Genomic DNA, 19,967 nt, shown 5'->3' with positions numbered 1-19,967 from the left:
GCACAGCTCACCACAGTAGTGGGAGATCTCACCATTGGCGTGACGAACGTGCACTTATCGCGACGAACGAGAACAAAAGGGCGTACGACTCCGACGGCGCGGCGCAGTGCACGCGCGTGGAGCCGTACGCGATGTGCGGCCCTGGGTCTCCCTCAGGTGTCGCGGTCGGCGGTGGCCTGGCGAGCGCCCTCCGCGCGCGCGAGCGCCGCGTCGACCACGGCGTCCTCCTTGGCCTTGTTGGCGCCGCCCTGGGTCTTCACGATCACCCTGATCACGCCGATGAAGAACACGGCCATGACGACCGGGGGCAGGAGCGCGGAGACGTAGTCCATGGACCCAGGGTAGCCACGGAGAAAACGGACATCCGGGCGGGGTCGAAAAGCACGCCTCAGCAGACGGCGAGCCGTTGCTCCGGCTCCCCCGTCGGCGGCTGCGCGGGCTTGCGCCGCGGGAACACCTCACCCGGCGTGGGAATGGGCCGCCGCGCAGGCTGCGGCGCGGCCGGCTCCCGGGGCCCCCGCCCGGGCGCTGGCGCGGGCCCCGGCGCGGGCCGGGGAGCCGGCTTCTCACCAGGCTTCTTCTCCCCACCCCCCTCCGACCCCGCCCCATCCTCACCGCGCGGGACTCCGGGAAGAGCCGACAGCCGAACTCGCGAGCGCGGCACGGCAAGCACCGCGCTCAGCCCACGACCAGCCGCGGCAGCCGGAACGGACGTCACGGCAAGAGCAGGAGCGGGCGTGGCGGCAAGCGCCGAAGCGGACACCGCAGGGACAACCGAGGCCGCACCAGCGACCACAGCCGATGCGGGGATCGCCGCCGCAACCGGAGCAGCCGCCGCGACGACAGCCGAGGCCGCCCCAGCGACCCCGGCACGGGCGGACGTCCCCGCCGCAGCCGAGACAGACATCGCGCCAAGGGTCGAAGCCGGCGCCACAGGGACAACCGAGGCAGCGGGCGCTGCAGGGGCAGGGACCGGCGCCGTTGCCGCGGTGACGGGGGTCGCGGGAGCCGGGACCGAGGGGGCGGGGGCCGGTACTGCGGGGGTCGGGGCCGAGGGGGCGGGGACGGGCGTGGCTCGGCGGGGTGTGGCGCGGTGGGTGCGTGGGTGCTGGTCGGTGAGGAGGCGGCAGCGGGACAGGAGGGTGGCCGCCACGGGGTTGCCGCGCAGAGCGCGCAGGGCGGCGAGGTCGTCGGGGGCGGGGCGGTAGCCCGTGCCCAGGACCTCCTCCAGGAGCGTCAGGTAGCCGGCTGCGGTCCCGGGGAGGGCGGCGCGGTACCGGGCGAGGTCGGCCACGAGGAAGGCCCGCAGCCGGGCACCCTCGCGCATCGCCTCGTCGAGGGACTCGGCTAGGCGCAGACAGTCCTGGGCGTCCTCGGTCGAGGCGGGGCCGGAGTGGGGGGCGAGGGCGAGGGCGCGGCGGAGCACACGCAGCTCCTCCGCACCGAACACCATGCCGCCGCGGGATCCGTATGGCGTGGGCATGCGGCGACGATACGCGCTAATCAGACAAATTCGACAGAAGGCCCGGGCGTGGCGCGACCGTGCCACCCACCTGGCCGCTCATGTGATCAAGAAGCCGGGGCGAGAGAAGCCGGACGCCCGCCCCCACCCCGTCACATCCGCGAGACGTTCCGCTCGTACACCAACCGCAGCCCGATCAACGTCAGCCACGGCTCGTGCTCGTCGATCACCGACGACTCCCCCAGCACCATCGGCGCCAGCCCACCGGTCGCGATCACCGTCACATCGTCCGGATCGTCCGCCAGCTCCCGCGCCATCCGCCGCACGACCCCGTCGACCTGCCCGGCGAACCCGTACACGATCCCCGACTGCATCGCCTCGACGGTGTTCTTGCCGATCACATGCCTCGGCCGCGCCACCTCGATCTTCCGCAGCTGGGCGCCCTTGACGCCGAGCGCCTCCACCGAGATCTCGATGCCGGGCGCGATGACCCCGCCGATGTACTCCCCCCGCGCGCTGACCGCGTCGAACGTCGTCGCCGTACCGAAGTCGACGACGATCGCCGGGCCGCCGTACAGCTCGACCGCCGCGACCGCGTTGATGATGCGGTCGGCGCCGACCTCCTTGGGGTTGTCGGTGAGGATCGGCACCCCGGTCTTCACGCCGGGCTCCACGAGGACGGCCGGCACGTCGCCGTAGTACCGCCGCGTCACCTCCCGCAGCTCGTGCAGCACCGACGGGACGGTCGCGCAGATCGCGATGCCGTCGATGCCGTCGCCGAGCTCCTCCCCGAGGAGCGGGTGCGTGCCCATGAGGCCCTGAAGGAGCACGGCCAGCTCGTCGGCCGTACGGCGCGCGTCGGTCGAGATCCGCCAGTGCTCGACGATCTCCTCGCCGTCGAACAGGCCGAGCACGGTGTGCGTGTTCCCCACGTCGATCGTCAGCAGCATGACCGGATCCCGCTCCCTACTCCGCCGCTCGCAGGTCCAGGCCGATGTCGAGGATCGGCGAGGAGTGCGTCAGGGCCCCTACGGCGAGGAAGTCGACGCCGGTGTCGGCGTACGCGCGCGCGTTGTCGAGCGTCAGCCGCCCCGACGCCTCCAGCAGGGCGCGCCCGCCGACGATACCGACGGCCTCCGCGCACTCGCCGGGCGTGAAGTTGTCCAGCAGGATCAGGTCCGCGCCCGCGTCGACGACCTCCCGCAGCTGGTGCAGGGTGTCGACCTCGACCTCGATCGGCACGTCCGGGAACGCCTCCCGTACCGCCTTGAACGCCTGCGCGACGCCGCCCGCGGCGACCACGTGGTTGTCCTTGACCAAGGCCGCGTCGGACAGCGACATACGGTGGTTGACGCCGCCGCCGCAGCGCACCGCGAACTTCTCCAGGGAGCGCAGCCCCGGCGTCGTCTTGCGGGTGTCCCGCACGCGTGCCTTGGTGCCTGCCAGGACGTCCGCCCACGCGCGCGTGGCGGTCGCGATGCCCGACAGGCGGCACAGGATGTTCAGCGCGCTGCGCTCGGCGGTCAGCAGGTCGCGGGTGCGGCTGGTGACCGACAGGAGCTTCTGCCCCGCCTCGACCAGCTCGCCGTCCTCGACGTGCCGTTCGACCTCGAACTCGTCCGAGCAGACCACCGAGACGACCGCCTCGGCGACCCGGAGCCCGGCCACGACGCCCGCCTCACGCGCGACGAAGTCGGCGGTGGCGACGGCGTCCTCGGGGATGGTCGCGACGGTCGTCACGTCCACGCCGTGGTCGAGGTCCTCCTGGATGGCGACATTGGCGATGTCCTCGACCTCGACGGGGTCGAGTCCGGCCTCGGTCAGGAGCTGGGCGAGCGCGGGGTCGAGCCCGCACTCCAGGTACTCCTCGTGCTCCTCGTCGGCCCCGGCTCCGCAGCCGCAGCCGCCGCCGCAGCCGCCGCTCTGGGCGAGGGGAAGGTCGTTGCTCACTTCTGTCACTGCTCCTGGGGACGCTGGGTAGGGGGGAAGTCTGCGGTGTCCGTGGTGTGCACGGCCAGGGTGCGGTCCGGGTTCAGCTGTACGACGATGTGGCGGCGCCAGCGCTCGTCGTCGCGCCCGGCGTGGTCCTCCCGCCAGTGGCAGCCCCGGGTCTCCTCACGGAGCCGGGCGGCGGCGACCAGGACGCGGGCCACGCACAGCAGGTTGGTGGCCTCCCAGGTGTCGACGCCGGGCTCGGCGGTCTTGCCGTTGAAGTCCAGCGCGTCGCGGGCCTCGGCGTGCAGCCGCTGGAGCTGGTCGGCGGCCTTCTCCAGGGACTCGGCGGAGCGGAGCACGCCCGCGCCGTCGGTCATGATCCGCTGGATGGCGAAGCGTGCCTCCGGGGCCTGCAGCGGGTGCTCGGCCCTCTCCGGGTCCGGCACCGGCACCGGCACACGCGCGTGGAGGCCGTCTCCGGCCCGGCCGGCCGTGATGTCGGCGGCGATGCGCTCGGCGTAGACGAGGCCCTCCAGGAGGGAGTTGGAGGCGAGCCGGTTCGCGCCGTGCACGCCGGTGCAGGCGACCTCGCCGCACGCGTACAGGCCGGGCACGGTCGTGCGGCCCCGGGAGTCGGTGCGCACGCCCCCGGAGGCGTAGTGGGCGGCCGGGGCGACCGGGATGGGCTCGTGGACCGGGTCGATGCCGTGGGCGCGGCAGGCGGCGAGGATCGTCGGGAAGCGGTGCTCCCACATGTCGGCGCCGAAGTGCCGGGCGTCGAGGTACATGTGCTCGGCGTCCTGCTCCTGTATGCGGCGCATGATGCCCTTGGCGACGATGTCCCGGGGCGCCAGCTCGGCCAGCTCGTGCTGCCCGGCCATGAAGCGCACGCCGTCGGCGTCGACCAGGTGGGCGCCCTCCCCGCGCACCGCCTCCGAGACGAGCGGCTGCTGGCCCTCCGCGTCCGGGCCAAGGAACAGCACGGTCGGGTGGAACTGGACGAATTCGAGGTCGCTGACCTCCGCGCCCGCGCGCAGGGCGAGCGCGACGCCGTCACCGGTCGACACGGAGGGGTTGGTCGTAGCGGAGAACACCTGCCCCATGCCGCCGGTCGCGAGGACGACCGCGGGGGCGTGCACGGCGCCCACGCCGTCGTGCTGGCCCTCGCCCATCACGTGCAGGGTCACGCCGGCCGTGCGGCCGTCGGCGTCCGTGAGCAGGTCCAGCACGAGCGCGTTCTCGATGGTGCGCAGCCCACGCGCGCGTACGGCGTCGACGAGCGCCCGGGAGATCTCCGCGCCGGTCGCGTCGCCGCCCGCGTGCGCGATCCGCCGGCGGTGGTGGCCGCCCTCACGGGTGAGCTCTATGTCGCCCTCGTCGTCGGTGTCGAACCGGGCGCCGGTGGAGATCAGCCGCCGTACCGCGTCGGGGCCCTCGGTCACGAGGATCCGTACGGCCTCCTCGTCGCACAGGCCCGCGCCGGCGACCAGGGTGTCGTCCAGGTGCTGCTCGGGGGTGTCGCCCTCGCCGAGGGCCGCGGCGATGCCGCCCTGGGCCCAGCGGGTGGAGCCGTCGTCGAGGCGGGCCTTGGTGACGACGACCGTGCGCAGCCCTTCGGCCTCGCAGCGCAGGGCCGCGGTCAGCCCGGCCACGCCGGAGCCGACGACCACGACGTCCGCGTCGATGGACCACCCGGGCGCGGGCGCGTGCAGTCGTATGCCTGTGCTGGTCACGAGGCGGCTCCGAAGGTGAGGGGCAGATTGTCGATCAGCCGGGTCGTCCCGACCCGGGCGGCGACGGCGAGGACGGCCTCGCCGGTGAAGTCGTCGCCGATCTCGGTGAAGTCGGACGGGTCGACGAGCGCGAGGTAGTCCAGCTTGAGCGGCGGGTCCAGGCGGGCGGCCTCGTCGAGGACGAGGCGGGCGGCGGCGCGGACGGCGGCCGCGGCGCCCGGGGCGGCCTTGGCGACGGCGTGCGCGTCGGCGGCGGCCCGGGACTCCCCTATGGCGCTGAGCGCCTCCGCACGCGCGTGCGTGGCCGGCACCTCACGCGCGCGTGCCCGCAGCGCCTCCTGCGCGGCGTGCCGGTCGCGGCCGGCGAACAGCGCGCGCGACAGGGCGAGCGCCGTACGCCGCTCCTCGGCCGAGAGGTAGCGGTTTCGGCTGGACAGGGCGAGCCCGTCGTCCTCGCGCACGGTGGGTACGGCGACGATCTCGACGCCGAAGTTCAGGTCACGCACCATGCGGCGGATCAGGGCGAGCTGCTGGGCGTCCTTCTGCCCGTACAGGGCAACGTCCGGCCGCGTGAGGTGGAGCAGCTTGGCGACGACGGTGAGCATGCCGTCGAAGTGCCCGGGCCGCGAGCTGCCCTCCAGGCGCTCCCCCATGGGCCCCGCGCTGATGCGCACCTGGGGTTCGCCGCCCGGGTAGACCTCGTCCACGGAGGGCGCGAACACGGCGTCCGCGCCCGCCTGCTCGGCGATCTTGAGGTCGGCGTCGAGGGTGCGCGGATAGCGGTCGAGGTCCTCGCCCTGGCCGAACTGCAGCGGGTTGACGAAGACGGTCACGATCACGAAGCCGTTGCGGCCGACGTGCTCGCGGGCCGCCCGGATGAGCGCCGCGTGCCCCTCGTGCAGAGCGCCCATGGTCATCACGACGGCGGTGCGTCCCGGCACCGCGAAGTGGTCGCGCACGTACTGGAGGTCGTCGACCGTGGGGGCGAGTTCGAAGGGGCGGCGGCTCATCGGTCTTCCCCGTTCTCTGACGTGATCGTGCCGTCGGCGAGCACCCCGAGGAGGTCCTCGGCGAGTTCCGGCTTGAGCAGGCCGTGGGCGAGGGCGCGGTCGGCGGTGGCGCGGGCCATCGCCAGGTAGCCGGCGACGGTCCCCGGGGCGTGCCGGCGCAGCTCGGCGACGTGCGCGGCGACCGTGCCCGCGTCCCCGCGCGCGACGGGGCCGGTGAGCGCGGCGTCGCCGGAGCGCAGCGCGTTGTCCAGGGCTGCGCCGAGCAGCGGGCCGAGCATCCGGTCGGGGGCCGCGACGCCGGCCGCGCGCAGCAGTTCCAGGGACTGGGCGACCAGGGTCACCAGGTGGTTGGCGCCGAGGGCGAGGGCCGCGTGGTAGAGCGGGCGGTTCTCCTCGGCGATCCACTCCGGCTCGCCGCCCATCTCGATGACGAGGGCCTCGGCGGCCAGCCGCAGCTCGTCGGGCGCGGTGACGCCGAAGGAGCAGCCCGCCAGGCGCTGGACGTCCACGGGCGTGCCGGTGAACGTCATCGCCGGGTGCAGCGCGAGCGGCAGCGCGCCCGCGCGCAGGGCGGGGTCGAGCACCTTCGCGCCGTACCGTCCGGAGGTGTGCACGAGCAGCTGGCCGGGGCGTACCGCGCCGGTCTCGGCGAGGCCCTGCACCAGGCCGGGCAGGGCGTCGTCGGGGACGGTCAGCAGCACCAGGTCGGCGCGCTGGAGGACCTCGGCGGGCGGTACGAGCGGCACGTCGGGCAGCATCAGCGCCGCGCGCCGCCGGGAGGCGTCGGAGACCCCGGAGACCGCCACCGGGCGGTGCCCGGCGAGCTGGAGGGACGCGGCGAGCGCGGGGCCCACGCGGCCGGCGCCGACGACGCCGACGGTGAGCCGCGCGGGACGGTCCCTGGGATCTGGCTGTTGGCTTGTACTCACGCGGGGGTGGCCTTCCCGTTCCAGTCCGCTCCGGGTACCGGACGATTTCTCGTCATGTTAACGCGATCGGTTCGACAGGCGTTCGGTTGTCCACAGGCTGTGGGTATTTCGGGTGCCCGTACGGCCACGCGCGCGTCATGATCCCGGTCATGAGCGATGCGGCGGAACAGACCACGCGAACGACCGGACAACCGACCGACGAGGAGCAGCGCGAACGGCGCAGAGCACGGCGCCTGAGCGCGCTCGACAGCGCGCAGCGCATACTCACACGCCCCGGCTTCACAAAAACGCTCCGGGACCGTCTCACGCTCCTCGACGCGGCCGGCGAGGTGTACGACCTGGACACGCCGTCGGACCTGTACGGCGACGGCGTCGTCGCGGCGCTGGAGGAGAAGGTCGCCGGGCTGCTCGGCAAGGAGGCCGCGGTCTTCTTCCCGACCGGCACCATGGCGCAGCAGGTCGCCCTGCGCTGCTGGGCCGCACGCACCGGCAACCCGGCTGTCGCCCTGCACGCGATGGCCCACCCCGTGGTGCACGAGCGCGACGCCTTCAGTCAGGTCAGCGGGTTGCGCCCGGTCCGGCTGACCGGGGAGCGCCGGCAGCCGACGGCCGACGAGGTCCGCGACGCCGAGGAGCCCTTCGGCACGCTGATGCTCGAACTGCCCCTCAGGGACGCCGGTTTCCTCCTGCCGTCCTGGGAGGAGCTCACCGCTGTCGTGGAGGCGGCGCGGGAGCGAGACGCGGTGGTGCACTTCGACGGCGCGCGCCTGTGGGAGTCCACCGTCCATCTCGGCCGCCCCCTGGACGAGATCGCGGGCCTGGCCGACAGCGTCTACGTGTCGTTCTACAAGTCCCTCGACGGCTTCGGCGGCGCGGCACTCGCCGGCCCGAGGACCCTGGTGGACGAGGCGAGGACCTGGCGCCACCGGTACGGCGGCATGGTCTTCCAACAGTTCCCGACGGTGCTGTCGGCCCTGGTGGGCCTGGAGCGGGAGCTGCCGCGCCTGCCCGAGTACGTGCGCCACGCGCGCGTGGTGGCCGCCGCCCTGCGGGAGGGTCTCGCCGCGTCCGGGCTGCCCTGGTGGCGGGTGTTTCCGGAGGTCCCGCACACCCACGAGTTCCAGGTGTGGCTGCCGTACGACGCCGACGTGGTCGCCGAGGCGGCCCTGCGCACCGCCGAGGAGACGAGGACCATGCTCTTCGCCCAGGGCTGGGACACGCCCGCACCGGGGCTCGCCGGCACGGAGGTCAGCGTCCGCGCGCCCGGCCTGGAGTGGACCGAGCAGGACGTGCGGACGGCGGTCGCGGACTTCGTGACGCGGCTGAACGAGGAGGCCGGCAGGTAGTCGAGGACCGCGTCATCGAGGGCGTACCGCCTCGCCGAGGGTGTACCGCGCTGTCAGTCGAAACGGATGTGCCGGATCCCCACGGCCGCCTGCCGCAGCCGGGTGCGCAGGGCACCCTCGGTGTTGGGCCGGAGCGTCAGTCCGGCGAGCACGGCGATGCGGTCCGCCGTCTTCGGCACGGTCGAGTGGTCGGTCCACAGGTGCTCCGCGAACTCCGGTTCGCGCAGCCGCTCCAGGCAGTGGTCGAGCTGCTCCACCGCCCAGCTCTCCCGCCGCAGCCCGGCGTTCTTCCCGGCGGCGAACCCGAGGAGGTGTCCGAAGCCGCGCTCACGCAACCGGCGCAGCACCGTCTCGCGCTCGGCGAGGAGCGTGAAGTGGCGCACGTCGTGGCCCAGTTCGCGCAGCCGGCCGACGGTCTCGTCGAAGTGTCCGGCGTCGGTGACCGTCATCGGGGCGATCACCACCCCGTCGTGCTTGGTGAGCGCCAGATCGAGGACCTCGACGACGCCCTGACGCCAGGACACCAGGTCCTGGAAGTTCCCGCGCAGCCCGGGCGGGAGCATGCGGCGCAGACCGAAGCCGGGGTGCTCCGGGTCGCAGATCACGCTGCCGGGCAGCCGGCGCCGTATCTCGTGTGCGGTCTGTGTCTTGCCTCCCCCGAAGGGGCCGTTGATCCACAGGAGCATGCGCCGACCCTACCGACGGCGGCGGGCCCGGTCAGCCGTGTCCGCCGGCCCGGACCAGCCCGGTCTCGTACGCCAGTACGACCACCTGCACCCGGTCCCTGAGACCCAGCTTGGTGAGAATGCGGCCGACGTGGGTCTTCACCGTCGCCTCGGACAGCACCAGCCGGGCCGCGATCTCCCCGTTGGACAGGCCCTGGGCGACCAGCACCATGACCTCTCGCTCGCGTTCGGTGAGCCGCTCCAGCTCCTTGTGCTGGGGTTCCCGGCCGGCGGACGGCAGCATGGGCGCGAACCGGTCCAGGAGCCGCCGGGTCGTCGAGGGGGCGACGACCGCGTCGCCGCTGTGCACCGCGCGGATGGCGCTCAGGAGTTCGCCGGGCGGCACGTCCTTGAGCATGAAGCCGGAGGCGCCCGCCTTCAGCCCGGAGAACGCGTACTCGTCGAGGTCGAAGGTGGTGAGGATCAGCACCTTGGGCGGGTTGGGCTCCTGGCAGATGCGGCGGGTGGTCTCCACGCCGTCGAGCTTGGGCATGCGGACGTCCATCAGCACCACGTCGACCGCTGTCGCGCCCAGTACCTGGAGGGCCTCGACACCGTCGCCCGCCTCCGCGACGACCTCCATGTCCGGCTGGGCGGCGAGCACCATCCGGAACCCGGTGCGCAGCAGCACCTGGTCGTCGACGAGCATCACGCGGATCGTCATCGGGGCCTCTTCCGTGTCCGTTGTGCGACTACTGGGTTGTGACAGGTGTCAACAGGGGGCGTGCGTCGACGTCAATGCGCCGGTTTGAGCGGGAGCAGCGCGCTGATGCGGAATCCTCCGCCGGGACGCGGCCCCGCGTCCAGGGTGCCGCCGACCATGCCGACGCGCTCGCGCATGCCGATCAGGCCGTGGCCCTGACCGTCGGCGCCGCCCTCCTCGTACAGCTCGTGCGGGGCGCCCTTGCCGTCGTCCTCGACGAGCAGGCCGAGGCCGTCGTCGAAGTAGACCAGCCGCACGCTGGCGCCCGCGTTCGGCCCGCCGTGCTTGCGCGTGTTGGTCAGCGCCTCCTGCACGATGCGGTACGCCGTCAGCTCCACGCCGCTGGGCAGCGGCCGCGGGGTGCCTTCGATCTTGAAGTCCACCGGCAGGCCCGAGCCGCGGCACTGCTGGACCAGGTCCTCGATCTGCCCGACGTCGGGCTGCGGCACGTACTCCCCGACCTCCTGGTGCTCGCCGGTGCGCAGAACGCCCAGCAGGCGGCGCATCTCGGCGAGGGCCTGGCGGCCGGTGGAGGAGATCGTCTCCAGGGCCTTCCTGGCCTGGTCGGGCGCGGCGTCGAGGACGTAGGCGGCGCCGTCGGCCTGCACCACCATCACCGACACGTTGTGCGCGACGACGTCGTGCAGCTCACGCGCGATGCGGGCGCGTTCGGCGGCGACCGCCACCTTCGCCTGCGCTTCCCGCTCCTTCTCCAGGCGCTCCGCGCGCTCCTCCAGCTGGGCGAAGTAGGCGCGGCGGGTGCGCATGGAGTCGCCGAGCACCCAGGCGAGGGCGAACGGCACCGACGTGAAGACCATGATCGCGACGATGCTGAAGACGCCCGCCTCCTGCTCCGGCCAGCGCAGCTGCGCCAGGGGCGCCGCGGCGAGGCCCATCCCCAGGGCGAGCCGGGAGGCCCAGCGCGCGCCGGACACGGCAACCGTGTACACGATCACCAGCAGCGCGAAGTCGGCGGGGTTGGTCTCGACATCCAGCACCAGCTGTGCCAGCCCGAGCGCGATGGCCAGCAGCAGCATCTTCTCCGGCATGCGCCGGCGCAGCGCGATCACCAGGCAGAGCAGCAGGGTGACCGGCAGGATCAACGCCAACGAGTCGGTGCCCCGCGCCTCCCTGCCGGCCACTACCGCCATGGTCGAGATCCCGAGCAGGACGAGCGCCCAGAAGGCGTCGACCCCGGTCGGGTGCCGGCGGAGGAAGTCGTAGAGGCGCTGCACGTAACCCAGCGTAGGGAAGCGGGACGAGTGCCGGAGTCAACCGGAGGGCCGATCCGGCGTCGACGCGCGTACTCCGCAAGGTGGAGGCAGTGATCACCGGTGCGCCTAGTCTGGCCGGGTGGTGGACGAGACCGCCGGGACGGACGGCATCCGTGAGGAGGGGGGCACGTGAGGAGCGACGGCGACACGTGGCGCGGCTGGCGGGCGGCCGCGCAGGACGCCCTGTACGGCCCGGACGGCTTCTACCGGCGACCCGAGGGTCCGGCCGGTCACTTCCGTACGTCCGTGCACGCGTCGCCGCTCTTCGCCGGGGCGGTGGCCCGGCTGCTGTGCCGGGTCGACGAGGCGCTGGGCCGGCCCGGGACGCTGGACTTCGTCGACATGGCCGCCGGGCGCGGGGAGCTGGTCACCGGGGTGCTCGCCGCTCTGCCCGGCGAGGTCGGGGCCCGCACGCGCGCGTACGCCGTGGAGATCGCCGACCGCCCGCCCGGCCTGCCGGACGCCGTCACATGGCAGCCCGAGCCCCCGCCCGGGATCACCGGGCTGCTGTTCGCCAACGAGTGGCTGGACAACGTGCCCGTCGACGTCGCCGAGGTCGACGACACGGGCATCGCCCGGCTGGTCCTCGTCCGGGACGACGGCACCGAGCGGCTCGGCGACCCGGTGGACGGCGCGGACGCGCGGTGGCTCGACCGGTGGTGGCCGCTGCCCGCCCAGGAGGGGGCGCGCGCGGAGATCGGACGGCCCCGGGACGCGGCCTGGGCGCGCGCCGTGTCATGCCTCGCACGCGGGCTCGCGGTGGCCGTGGACTACGCGCACACCGCCGACACGCGCCCCCCGTTCGGAACGCTCACCGGCTTCCGGGAGGGACGGGAGACGGCGCCGGTGCCCGACGGGTCGTGCGACATCACGGCACATGTGGCGCTGGACGCGTGCGCGCGGGCGCAGCCGGAGACGAGCGCGCTCCTGCTCACGCAACGCGCCGCCCTGCACGCCCTGCACCTCACCGGCGCGCGCCCCCCGCTCGCACTAGCCTCCACGGACCCCGCCGCCTACGTACGCGCCCTCGCGAGCGCCGGCGAGGCCGCCGAGCTCACCGCACCGGGCGGCTTGGGCGACTTCGGCTGGCTGCTGCAGCCGGTCGGCATCCCGAACCCGCTGTGACCCGTCGGCACCCGCTGCGACCTGTCGGCCGGGACCCTATTTGTCGATGTCCCCGACGACGAAGAACATCGACCCCAGGATCGCGACCATGTCGGCGACCAGTGTGCCCGGCAGCAGTTCGGTGAGCGCCTGGATGTTGTTGTACGAGGCCGAGCGCAGCTTGAGCCGGTACGGGGTCTTCTCGCCCTTGCTGACCAGGTAGTAGCCGTTGATGCCGAGCGGGTTCTCGGTCCACGCGTACGTGTGCCCCTCGGGCGCCTTCAGGACCTTCGGCAGCCGTTGGTTGATCGGCCCCGGCGGCAGCTCGGCGAGCCGGTCGAGGCAGGCGTCGGCGAGGTCGAGGGCGTTGTGGGTCTGCTCCAACAGGCACTCGAAGCGGGCGAGACAGTCGCCCTCCCGCCGGGTGACCACCTTCAGGGTGTCCTGCAGCTCCCCGTAGGCGAGGTAGGGCTCGTCCCGGCGCAGGTCGAAGTCGACGCCCGAGGCACGCCCGATGGGCCCGCTCACGCCATATGCGTGCACGGCCTCCGGCGTGAGGACGCCCACACCCCGTGTGCGCCCCCGGAAGATCTCGTTGCCGAGCACCAGGTCGTCGAAGACGTCCATACGGGAGCGCACCGCGGCGACGGCACCACGCGCGCGTGCGGTCCAGCCGGCCGGCAGGTCCTCCTTGAGGCCGCCGACGCGGTTGAACATGTAGTGCATGCGCCCGCCGGAGACCTCCTCCATGACGTTCTGGAGCACCTCACGCTCGCGGAACGCGTAGAAGACCGGCGTGATCCCGCCGAGTTCCAGCGGGTACGACCCGAGGAACATCAGGTGGTTCAGCATCCGGTTCAGCTCCGCGAGCAGCGTGCGCGTCCACACCGCGCGCGCGGGGACCTCCATGCCGAGCATGCGCTCCACCGCGAGGACCACGCCCAGCTCGTTGGAGAACGCCGACAGCCAGTCGTGGCGGTTGGCCAGCATGATGATCTGCCGGTAGTCACGCGCCTCGAAGAGCTTCTCCGCGCCCCGGTGCATGTAGCCGATCACCGGCTCCGCGCTGCGGATGCGCTCGCCGTCCAGCACCAGCCGCAGCCGCAGCACACCGTGCGTGGAGGGGTGCTGGGGGCCGATGTTCAGCACCATGTCGGTGCTCTCCGCGGCACCGCCGATCCCGACCGTGGTCTCCGTCGTAGGAGTCATGGACACAGTCTCTCCTACGTACGCTGACCGTATGGAGACGGGGAGCCCGGGAGGCGCAGAGGTGACGGGGGCGGAGCCGGTGTGGAGGGGGTTGCCGCGGGGGGTCCTGCGGATGCGACGGCTGTTGCTGGTGGTGTGGCTGGGGCTGATGGCCCTCGGCCTCGGACTGCTGCTGGGGCTGCTCGCCGGCCCCGGGTGGGCGGCCTTCGCGCTGCTGCCGCTGGCGGTGGCGGCCTGGGGGTGGGTGCTGCTCGGCCGCAACTGGCGCTCGTGGCGGTACGCCGAGCGCGCCGACGACCTGCTGATCAGCAGGGGCGTGCTGTGGCGGGAGGAGACCGTCGTGCCCTACGGGCGGATGCAGCTGGTGGAGGTCACCTCCGGTCCCGTCGAACGCTGGTTCAAGCTGGCCGGTGTGCAGCTGCACACCGCCGCCGCGGCCACCGACGCGCGGATCCCGGGCCTCGACCCGGACGAGGCGGAACGGCTGCGCGACCGGCTCACCGAGCTCGGCGAGGCCCGATCGGCGGGTCTGTGACCGCGCCGGGCGTCGAGGACGCCGTGCGCCCCAAGGAGCCCGTGCGGGAGCGCCGGCTGCATCCCGTGACGCCGTTCCGGCGGGCCTGGGCGCCCGTCGCGGTGGTCGCCGGGTGGGCGATGCACGACCCGAACCAGGCGCAGGAGCAGCTGACCCGGCTGACCACGACGGCGCTGCTGCTCGCCGCCGCCGTGGTCGTCGCGGTGTCGGCTCTCTACGGCTTTCTGAGCTGGTGGTTCACCCACTTCGCGGTGACGGAGAGCGAGCTGCGCATACGGACCGGGCTGGTGTTCCGGCGCACCGCGCACATCCGGCTGGAGCGCATCCAGGCGATCGACGTCACCCGGCCGCTCCTCGGGCGCGTGGCGGGCGTCGCCAAGCTGCGGCTCGATGTCGTCGGCACCGACGAGAAGGACGAGCTGGCGTTCCTGGACGAGGACGAGGCGCGTGCCCTGCGCGCGGAACTGCTGGCGCGCGCGGCGGGTTTCGCGCCCGAGACGGCGCGCGAAGTCGGGGAGGCGCCGGCGCGTGAGCTGCTGCACGTGCCCCCGCGCGCGCTCGCGATCTCCCTGGTGCTGACGGGCGCCACCTGGGGCGCCCTGGCCGCCGCGCTCGTCGTCCCTCCGGTGGCGTGGCTGGTCACCCACAGCGTGTGGACGGTCCTGGCCATCGGTCTGCCGCTGCTCGGCGCGGCGGGCGCGCGCAGCGCGGGGCGGTTCGTCACCGAGTACGACTGGACGGTCGGCGACTCGCCGGACGGGCTGCGTCTCGACCACGGTCTGCTGGACCGCGCGCACGAGACGGTGCCGCCGGGGCGCGTGCAGACCGTGCGGATCGTGCAGCCGGTGCTGTGGCGGCGGCGGGGCTGGGTGCGCGTCGAGCTGGATGTGGCCGGGTCGGCCAACTCCCTGCTGGTGCCGGTCGCCCCGCGCGCGGTGGCCGAAGCGGTCGTCGCGCGCGTGCTGCCCGGGGTGACCGTCCCGGCACCCGGCGCGCTGTCGCGGCCGCCGCGCCGGGCCGGGCGGTGCGTTCCGGTGTGGTGGCGGGGGTACGGCATCGCCGTCACGGACGCGGTGTTCGCCTCCCGGCACGGACTGCTGCGGCGGGAGCTGGCGCTCGTACCGCACGCGAAGGTCCAGAGCGTGCGCCTGTCACAAGGGCCGTGGCAGCGGCTGTGGGGCCTCGCGGACGTGCACGTGGACACGGGGGCCGGCAAGACCGTCACCGCGCGGCTGCGGAACGCACGGGAGGCCGCGGAGTTGCTCGGGGCGCAGGCGGAACGGTCGCGGACCGGGCGCAGGGACGCCCGGTCCGACCGGTGGATGGCCTAGAGCGGCGGGACGTTCAGGAGGCGGCGCTGCGCAGTCGCTGGACGTCGATCTGTTCCGTCTCGTCGTGCGCGGTCAGGTCGATCACCTGGCCGACCACGCGCGCGTCCGCGCCGGCCGGCTTGTACCCGGCCTCGGTCTCGGCCTTGTGCAGGGCGAGCGCCTCCTGCCCGACGACGTCGGCGAGGTCCTCGTTCTGCACGGCGTCCAGGGCGTCGGACTCCGGCGTCTTCTTCGTGCCGAAGAAGTCGAAGCTGCCCTCGGCCGCGGGGCGGCGCACGGGCTGCGCGGCCGGTACGACGGCCACGGCGGTCGGCACGGTGAAGTGGCCGGCGGGCCGCTCCAGGGGGCCCGCGGGCCGCGGGACGACCGCGGTGGACGTCGTGGCGGGGGTCAGCTCGGCCCGCTCGGCCTCAGCGCGGGTGACGGGCTCCTCGGAAGGAGCCGACTGCGCGGGTGCGGTGCCGTCCCCCTCCTCGCTGTCCGGGTGCGTGGCGGCCGCGCGCGTGTGCTCGTCGACCGCCTCGGGCTGCCCCTCGGCCTCGTCCTCCCGGGCGGCGGCGTCCTGGGCGGCCTCGTCCTGGACGGCGGTTTCCTTGACGGCGGTCTCCTCGGCAGCGGCCTTCTCAGCCGCCGAGGCGGCCTTCTCCGGAGCCGGGCCGCCGCCCCCGCCACCCAGGCGGTTGAGCGCCTCCTGGGCGCGCAGGAAGAGCTTGGAGCCCTCCGGAGAGAAGGCCCCAGGGATCGTCGGCTTCCCGTCGGCGTCGAAGTCGGCGTCGGCAGCCACAGCCTCGGCCTCATCGCGCGCGTCCGCCGGAACGGGCGGCAGTTCGCGCACCGGGGTCGTGGCCTCTATCTCCAGCAGGCGACGGCCCTCCAGGGCGCTGGCGCGCTCGGTCTCCGCCGTGGCGTACCGGCGCAGCAGGGCCGCGTGCTCGTTGCGCAGGCCCTGCAGCTCCGCGCGCTTGGCCCGCAGCCGCTGCTCCAGCTTGCCGCGCAGTTCGCGCGACTCGTCGAGGTCGGCCTCCAGTTCGGCGACCCGCTCCTCGAACCGCCACTCGTCGCTCGCCCGCGCGCGCGTGAGGTCGGCGACCTGCTTGCCCGCCTGGGTGTCCCAGCGGCGCATGACGGCGGCCCCGACGACCGCGGTCGCTGCGGCGACCGCGGCGACGACCCGGAGCACACCCGGCTCCGAGACCACCCAGGGGCCGAACGCGCAGACAAGGGAGACGCCGGCGATCGCCGAAGGAGGCAGCAGCCTGTGCAAGGGCGGGGAATGGCGGTGACGTCCACGTGGCATGGCCAGAAACTTACCGCGCGTAGGCGAATGTTGGCGCCCCGCCTCGCAAAAACACAGCCATCCCGAAGCCTTCTCGGCCCCTCTCACAGCGCATCTCACAGCGCATCTCGCAGCGCATCAGAAATCAGCTCCGCGACGAATGGGCGACCAACAAGATCATTTCCGGTCGGGGTCGCCCAGCCGCCCGCTGATCCACTCCAGCGTAGGCGGTATCTCACGCCGCCAGGTGTTGAAGTTGTGCCCCCCGCTGTCGAGGACGATCGACGAGATCCGGGTCCGCCCGGTCGCCTTCACCTCGTCGATGAACTTCAACGTCGCCTTGTAGTTGGATTCACCGACTTTGCTGCTGGTGACGAGCAGTGAGGTGTCAGGCGCGGGCCGGTGCTTGATGTACCAGAACAGGTCCGCCTCGTCGCGCAGCGTCTTGTCGCCCTGGAAGAGGTCACCCGTGGTGGCGTCGATCGGCGCCTTGTAGTACGCCGACAGGCCCGCGCCCGCCGCGTAGACCTCCGGGTGGTGCATGGCCAGCTTCAGCGCGCAGTAGCCGCCCGTGGAGTCGCCGATGATGCCCCAGTTGCCGGGGCCCTTGCCCACCCTGTAGTGACTCCCGACGGCGTCGGGCAGGTCCTTCGCGAAGAAGGTCTCCGTCTGTGGCCCGCCCGGGATGTCCACGCACTCCGTGTCCCGCGGCGGCGCCACCGTCGGCCGCAGCATCACCAGGATCATCGGCTGCATCCGGCCCCCCTTGGCGAGGTCCCGCGCGGTGCGCGGGAAGTGCAGCTTGTCGACGAGCGCCTGGGCGGTGCCCGGATAGCCCGTGAGGACGACGGCCGCGGGGAACGCGCGCGTGCGGTGCTGCGGCTGGAAGTACTCCGGCGGCAGGTACACGAGCGCCGGCGAGGCGATCCGCGACGCACGGCCCTGGACCGCGACCTTGTGGATCTGCCCGCCGGTCTGCGGCGACGCGCCCGCCCCTTCGACCCGGCGCTTCTCGACCACTTCCAGCGGCCCGCCCGAGCCGTCGGTGTGGTCGACGACCACCCCCAGCTCGGTCTCCTGGCCGAACAGGTCGGTCCAGCTGGCGTAGAAGCCGAACGCCTGGTTCGCGGCGAGGCCCACCGACGCGAAGATCGCCAGCTGGGTGCCGAACAGCAGCCCGATCCGGCCCATGACCGCCCGCCAGCCGCGCCGGGCCAGGCGCGGCCACAGCCACACCGTCCCGATGAACAGCGACAGGGCCGACAGCACCGCCAACAGCAGCACCTTGTTGCTCGTAAGACCCATGAGGGTGTTCCCGCCTGCGCTTCCCGTCCGTGCACCCGCGCCGCCGCCAGGGCTTGTCCCGGACTTTCCTCGACCTTTGAAGGGGTTTTGGAGAGCCGAGTGAACCTCTCCCCCCGAGACACCGTCCTAGAGGGCGCAATGTCGCCGGATGCCCGATCGGCACCGGATTCAAGGTCTCTCTCGCGAACTGTGGGATGCGATGTCTGTCAGGGAAGATGGGGAAATGTCGGGTGAGGTTCCGGCCCGATTCAACCGGGTGCGAAGTGTGCTCCGGGGTCCGCGCCCCGAGTCCGTTCCCGCGCTCGTCGGCCGAGCGTGCGCCCTCGTGGGCCTGCTGGACGTCGCCGCGGGTGTCTTCCCGCGGTTCCGGCACAGCCGTATGCACGCCCTCGCCGAGGTGCTGCCCGGCGCGTTCGGGCCGTTCGCGGCCGCGCTCTCGCTGAGCGCCGGCATCCTGCTGCTGCTCCTCGCGCACGGCCTCAAGCGGGGCAAGCGGCGGGCCTGGCGCGCCGCCGTCGCGCTGCTGCCGGTGGGCGCGGTCGCGCAGTTCACGTACCGGCACTCGATCGTCGGCGTGCTGATACCGCTCGCGCTCCTGATACCGCTGATCCGCCACCGCGACCAGTTCTCGGCGCTGCCCGACCCGCGCAGCCGCTGGCGGGCGCTCGCCAACTTCGTCCTCATGGGCGCGGCGTCCCTCGTGCTCGGGCTGGTCATCGTCAGCGCCCACCCGGGGACCATGCTCGGCGACCCCAGCCTGGCCGACCGCATCACCCACGTCCTGTACGGCCTGTTCGGCTTCGAGGGGCCCGTCGACTACCAGAACGACACCTCCTGGACGGTCGCCTTCTCCCTCGGCGCCCTCGGCTGGCTCACCGCCGTCACCACCATCTACCTCGCCTTCCGCCCCGAGCACCCGGCCGCCCAGCTCACGGCGGACGACGAGACGAAGCTGCGCGCCCTGCTCGACAAGCACGGCGGCCGCGACTCCCTGGGCCACTTCGCGCTGCGCCGCGACAAGGCCGTCGTCTTCTCCCCCAGCGGCAAGGCCGCGGTGACCTACCGCGTCGTCTCCGGCGTGATGCTCGCCAGCGGCGACCCCATCGGCGACGTCGAGGCGTGGCCGGGCGCCATCGAGCGGTTCATGGACGAGGCCAGGGCGCACTCCTGGACGCCCGCGGTCATGGGCTGCTCGGAGACCGGCGGCGAGGTGTGGACCCGCGAGACCGGCCTGGACGCCCTCGAACTGGGCGACGAGGCGGTGGTGGACGTCGCGGATTTCTCGCTCGCCGGCCGCGCGATGCGCAATGTCCGCCAGATGGTCAAGCGCATCGAGCGCGCCGGTTACGAGACCCGGGTACGACGTGTCCGTGACCTCGGCGAGGCCGAACTGGAGCGCATCCGGCGGGCCGCCGAGGACTGGCGCGGCACCGACACCGAGCGCGGCTTCTCCATGGCCCTGGGCCGCGTCGGCGACCCCGCCGACAGCGACTGCCTCATCGCCACCGCCCACAAGGCCGACGCCGAACCGGGCCCGTACGGCGACCTGAAGGCGATCCTGCACTTCGTGCCCTGGGGCACCGACGGCGTCTCCCTGGACCTCATGCGGCGCGACCGCTCCGCCGACCCCGGCATGAACGAGCTGCTGATCGTCGCCGCCCTGCAGGCAGCGCCGAAGTTCGGCATCGCGCGCGTGTCGCTGAACTTCGCGATGTTCCGCTCGGCGCTGGCGCGCGGCGAGAAGATCGGTGCGGGGCCCGTCCTGCGCGCCTGGCGGGGGCTGCTGGTGTTCCTGTCCCGCTGGTTCCAGATCGAGTCGCTGTACAAGTTCAACGCCAAGTTCCAGCCCCGCTGGGAGCCCCGCTTCGTCGTCTACCGCGCCTCCGGCGACCTGCCGCGCATCGGCTTCGCCGCCATGCAGGCGGAGGGCTTCGTCAACCTCGCCCTGCCCCTGCCGCGCTTCCTGCGCCGCCGTCGGCCCACTCCACGCCCGTGCGCCCACGCGCTCACGGAACACGACGTGCGCGCCGCATAGAGCCCGGTACGGCCCCCCTGACCGGCCCGAGCGGACGCCCCGCCCCCCTCCAGCC

17 protein-coding genes and 1 pseudogene are annotated in these 19,967 nt (G+C 73.3%); 5 read left to right on the top strand and 13 right to left on the bottom strand.

Features of this window, described 5'->3' with window-relative positions:
- Positions 1–152: 152 nt before the first annotated feature.
- The 7 genes and pseudogenes from ACH5AC_RS34130 to ACH5AC_RS34100 all read right to left on the bottom strand — a co-directional run bounded on the left by ACH5AC_RS34130 (position 153) and on the right by ACH5AC_RS34100 (position 7,069).
- Entirely contained in the window at positions 153–332 is a 180-nt protein-coding gene (locus tag ACH5AC_RS34130) for a hypothetical protein (RefSeq protein ID WP_398866176.1), read from the bottom strand.
- Positions 333–925: 593 nt separating this feature from the next.
- Positions 926–1,453 (bottom strand): annotated as a pseudogene (locus ACH5AC_RS34125) (hypothetical protein); the annotation flags it as partial.
- Between the two features lie 161 nt (positions 1,454–1,614).
- On the bottom strand, positions 1,615–2,412 hold the full coding sequence (locus tag ACH5AC_RS34120; RefSeq protein WP_398866175.1) for a type III pantothenate kinase: 798 nt from the start codon (positions 2,410–2,412) through the stop codon (positions 1,615–1,617).
- Between the two features lie 16 nt (positions 2,413–2,428).
- Complete coding sequence (gene nadC / locus ACH5AC_RS34115) at positions 2,429–3,421, bottom strand: carboxylating nicotinate-nucleotide diphosphorylase (RefSeq protein ID WP_398866174.1); 993 nt, start codon at positions 3,419–3,421, stop codon at positions 2,429–2,431.
- The gene (locus ACH5AC_RS34110; protein WP_398866173.1) at positions 3,418–5,130 is read right to left on the bottom strand and encodes an L-aspartate oxidase; all 1,713 of its coding nucleotides are present in this window, start codon (positions 5,128–5,130) and stop codon (positions 3,418–3,420) included. Before ACH5AC_RS34110 ends, nadC begins: the two co-directional genes overlap by 4 nt.
- The gene (gene panC / locus ACH5AC_RS34105; RefSeq protein ID WP_398866172.1) at positions 5,127–6,140 is read right to left on the bottom strand and encodes a pantoate--beta-alanine ligase; all 1,014 of its coding nucleotides are present in this window, start codon (positions 6,138–6,140) and stop codon (positions 5,127–5,129) included. The genes ACH5AC_RS34110 and panC overlap by 4 nt, the downstream gene beginning before the upstream one ends.
- Positions 6,137–7,069 (bottom strand): Rossmann-like and DUF2520 domain-containing protein, encoded by a 933-nt coding sequence (locus ACH5AC_RS34100; RefSeq protein WP_398866171.1) that lies wholly within the window; start codon positions 7,067–7,069, stop codon positions 6,137–6,139. Before ACH5AC_RS34100 ends, panC begins: the two co-directional genes overlap by 4 nt.
- Before the next feature lie 149 nt (positions 7,070–7,218).
- Here ACH5AC_RS34100 and ACH5AC_RS34095 point away from each other — a divergent pair, with 149 nt between their 5' ends.
- Positions 7,219–8,415, top strand: a complete 1,197-nt coding sequence (locus ACH5AC_RS34095; protein ID WP_398866170.1) for a threonine aldolase family protein — start codon at positions 7,219–7,221, stop codon at positions 8,413–8,415.
- A gap of 53 nt (positions 8,416–8,468) precedes the next feature.
- Here ACH5AC_RS34095 and ACH5AC_RS34090 read toward each other — a convergent pair whose 3' ends face one another.
- From ACH5AC_RS34090 to ACH5AC_RS34080, 3 genes are all read right to left on the bottom strand, one after another.
- Positions 8,469–9,101 carry an AAA family ATPase gene (locus tag ACH5AC_RS34090; protein ID WP_398866169.1) on the bottom strand — a complete coding sequence of 211 codons (633 nt, stop codon included), beginning with the start codon at positions 9,099–9,101 and terminating at the stop codon, positions 8,469–8,471.
- A gap of 31 nt (positions 9,102–9,132) precedes the next feature.
- Positions 9,133–9,804: a response regulator gene (locus ACH5AC_RS34085; RefSeq protein ID WP_398866168.1), complete on the bottom strand. Its 672-nt coding sequence runs from the start codon at positions 9,802–9,804 to the stop codon at positions 9,133–9,135.
- A 71-nt stretch (positions 9,805–9,875) separates the two neighbouring features.
- Positions 9,876–11,078 (bottom strand): sensor histidine kinase, encoded by a 1,203-nt coding sequence (locus tag ACH5AC_RS34080; protein WP_398866167.1) that lies wholly within the window; start codon positions 11,076–11,078, stop codon positions 9,876–9,878.
- A gap of 168 nt (positions 11,079–11,246) precedes the next feature.
- Between ACH5AC_RS34080 and ACH5AC_RS34075 the strand changes: the two genes are divergently transcribed.
- Positions 11,247–12,242, top strand: coding sequence for an SAM-dependent methyltransferase (locus ACH5AC_RS34075; protein ID WP_398866166.1), 996 nt, complete (start codon positions 11,247–11,249; stop codon positions 12,240–12,242).
- A 36-nt stretch (positions 12,243–12,278) separates the two neighbouring features.
- On the opposite strand, the gene ACH5AC_RS34070 is transcribed toward ACH5AC_RS34075, so the two are convergent.
- Positions 12,279–13,430, bottom strand: coding sequence for an NADH-quinone oxidoreductase subunit D (locus ACH5AC_RS34070; RefSeq protein ID WP_398866165.1), 1,152 nt, complete (start codon positions 13,428–13,430; stop codon positions 12,279–12,281).
- 31 nt (positions 13,431–13,461) lie between these two features.
- Between ACH5AC_RS34070 and ACH5AC_RS34065 the strand changes: the two genes are divergently transcribed.
- Both ACH5AC_RS34065 and ACH5AC_RS34060 read left to right on the top strand, forming a co-directional pair.
- Positions 13,462–13,965, top strand: coding sequence for a PH domain-containing protein (locus tag ACH5AC_RS34065; protein ID WP_398866164.1), 504 nt, complete (start codon positions 13,462–13,464; stop codon positions 13,963–13,965).
- Positions 13,962–15,296 (top strand): PH domain-containing protein, encoded by a 1,335-nt coding sequence (locus ACH5AC_RS34060; protein WP_398866163.1) that lies wholly within the window; start codon positions 13,962–13,964, stop codon positions 15,294–15,296. Before ACH5AC_RS34065 ends, ACH5AC_RS34060 begins: the two co-directional genes overlap by 4 nt.
- Positions 15,297–15,309: 13 nt before the next feature.
- On the opposite strand, the gene ACH5AC_RS34055 is transcribed toward ACH5AC_RS34060, so the two are convergent.
- Positions 15,310–16,593, bottom strand: coding sequence for a hypothetical protein (locus ACH5AC_RS34055; protein ID WP_398866162.1), 1,284 nt, complete (start codon positions 16,591–16,593; stop codon positions 15,310–15,312).
- A 156-nt stretch (positions 16,594–16,749) separates the two neighbouring features.
- On the bottom strand, positions 16,750–17,877 hold the full coding sequence (locus tag ACH5AC_RS34050) for an alpha/beta hydrolase (RefSeq protein WP_398866161.1): 1,128 nt from the start codon (positions 17,875–17,877) through the stop codon (positions 16,750–16,752).
- A gap of 223 nt (positions 17,878–18,100) precedes the next feature.
- On the opposite strand from ACH5AC_RS34050, the gene ACH5AC_RS34045 reads away from it, so the two are divergent.
- Complete coding sequence (locus ACH5AC_RS34045) at positions 18,101–19,912, top strand: phosphatidylglycerol lysyltransferase domain-containing protein (RefSeq protein WP_398866160.1); 1,812 nt, start codon at positions 18,101–18,103, stop codon at positions 19,910–19,912.
- Positions 19,913–19,967 lie beyond the last annotated feature (55 nt).

Origin of the sequence: Streptomyces sp. NPDC018693, from assembly GCF_044391385.1 — a bacterium.
In the GTDB taxonomy this organism is placed as follows: Bacteria; Actinomycetota; Actinomycetes; order Streptomycetales; family Streptomycetaceae; genus Streptomyces.
The sequence above is the reverse complement of the archived record's forward strand: the minus strand, read 5'-3'. Positions and strand labels throughout refer to the sequence as shown.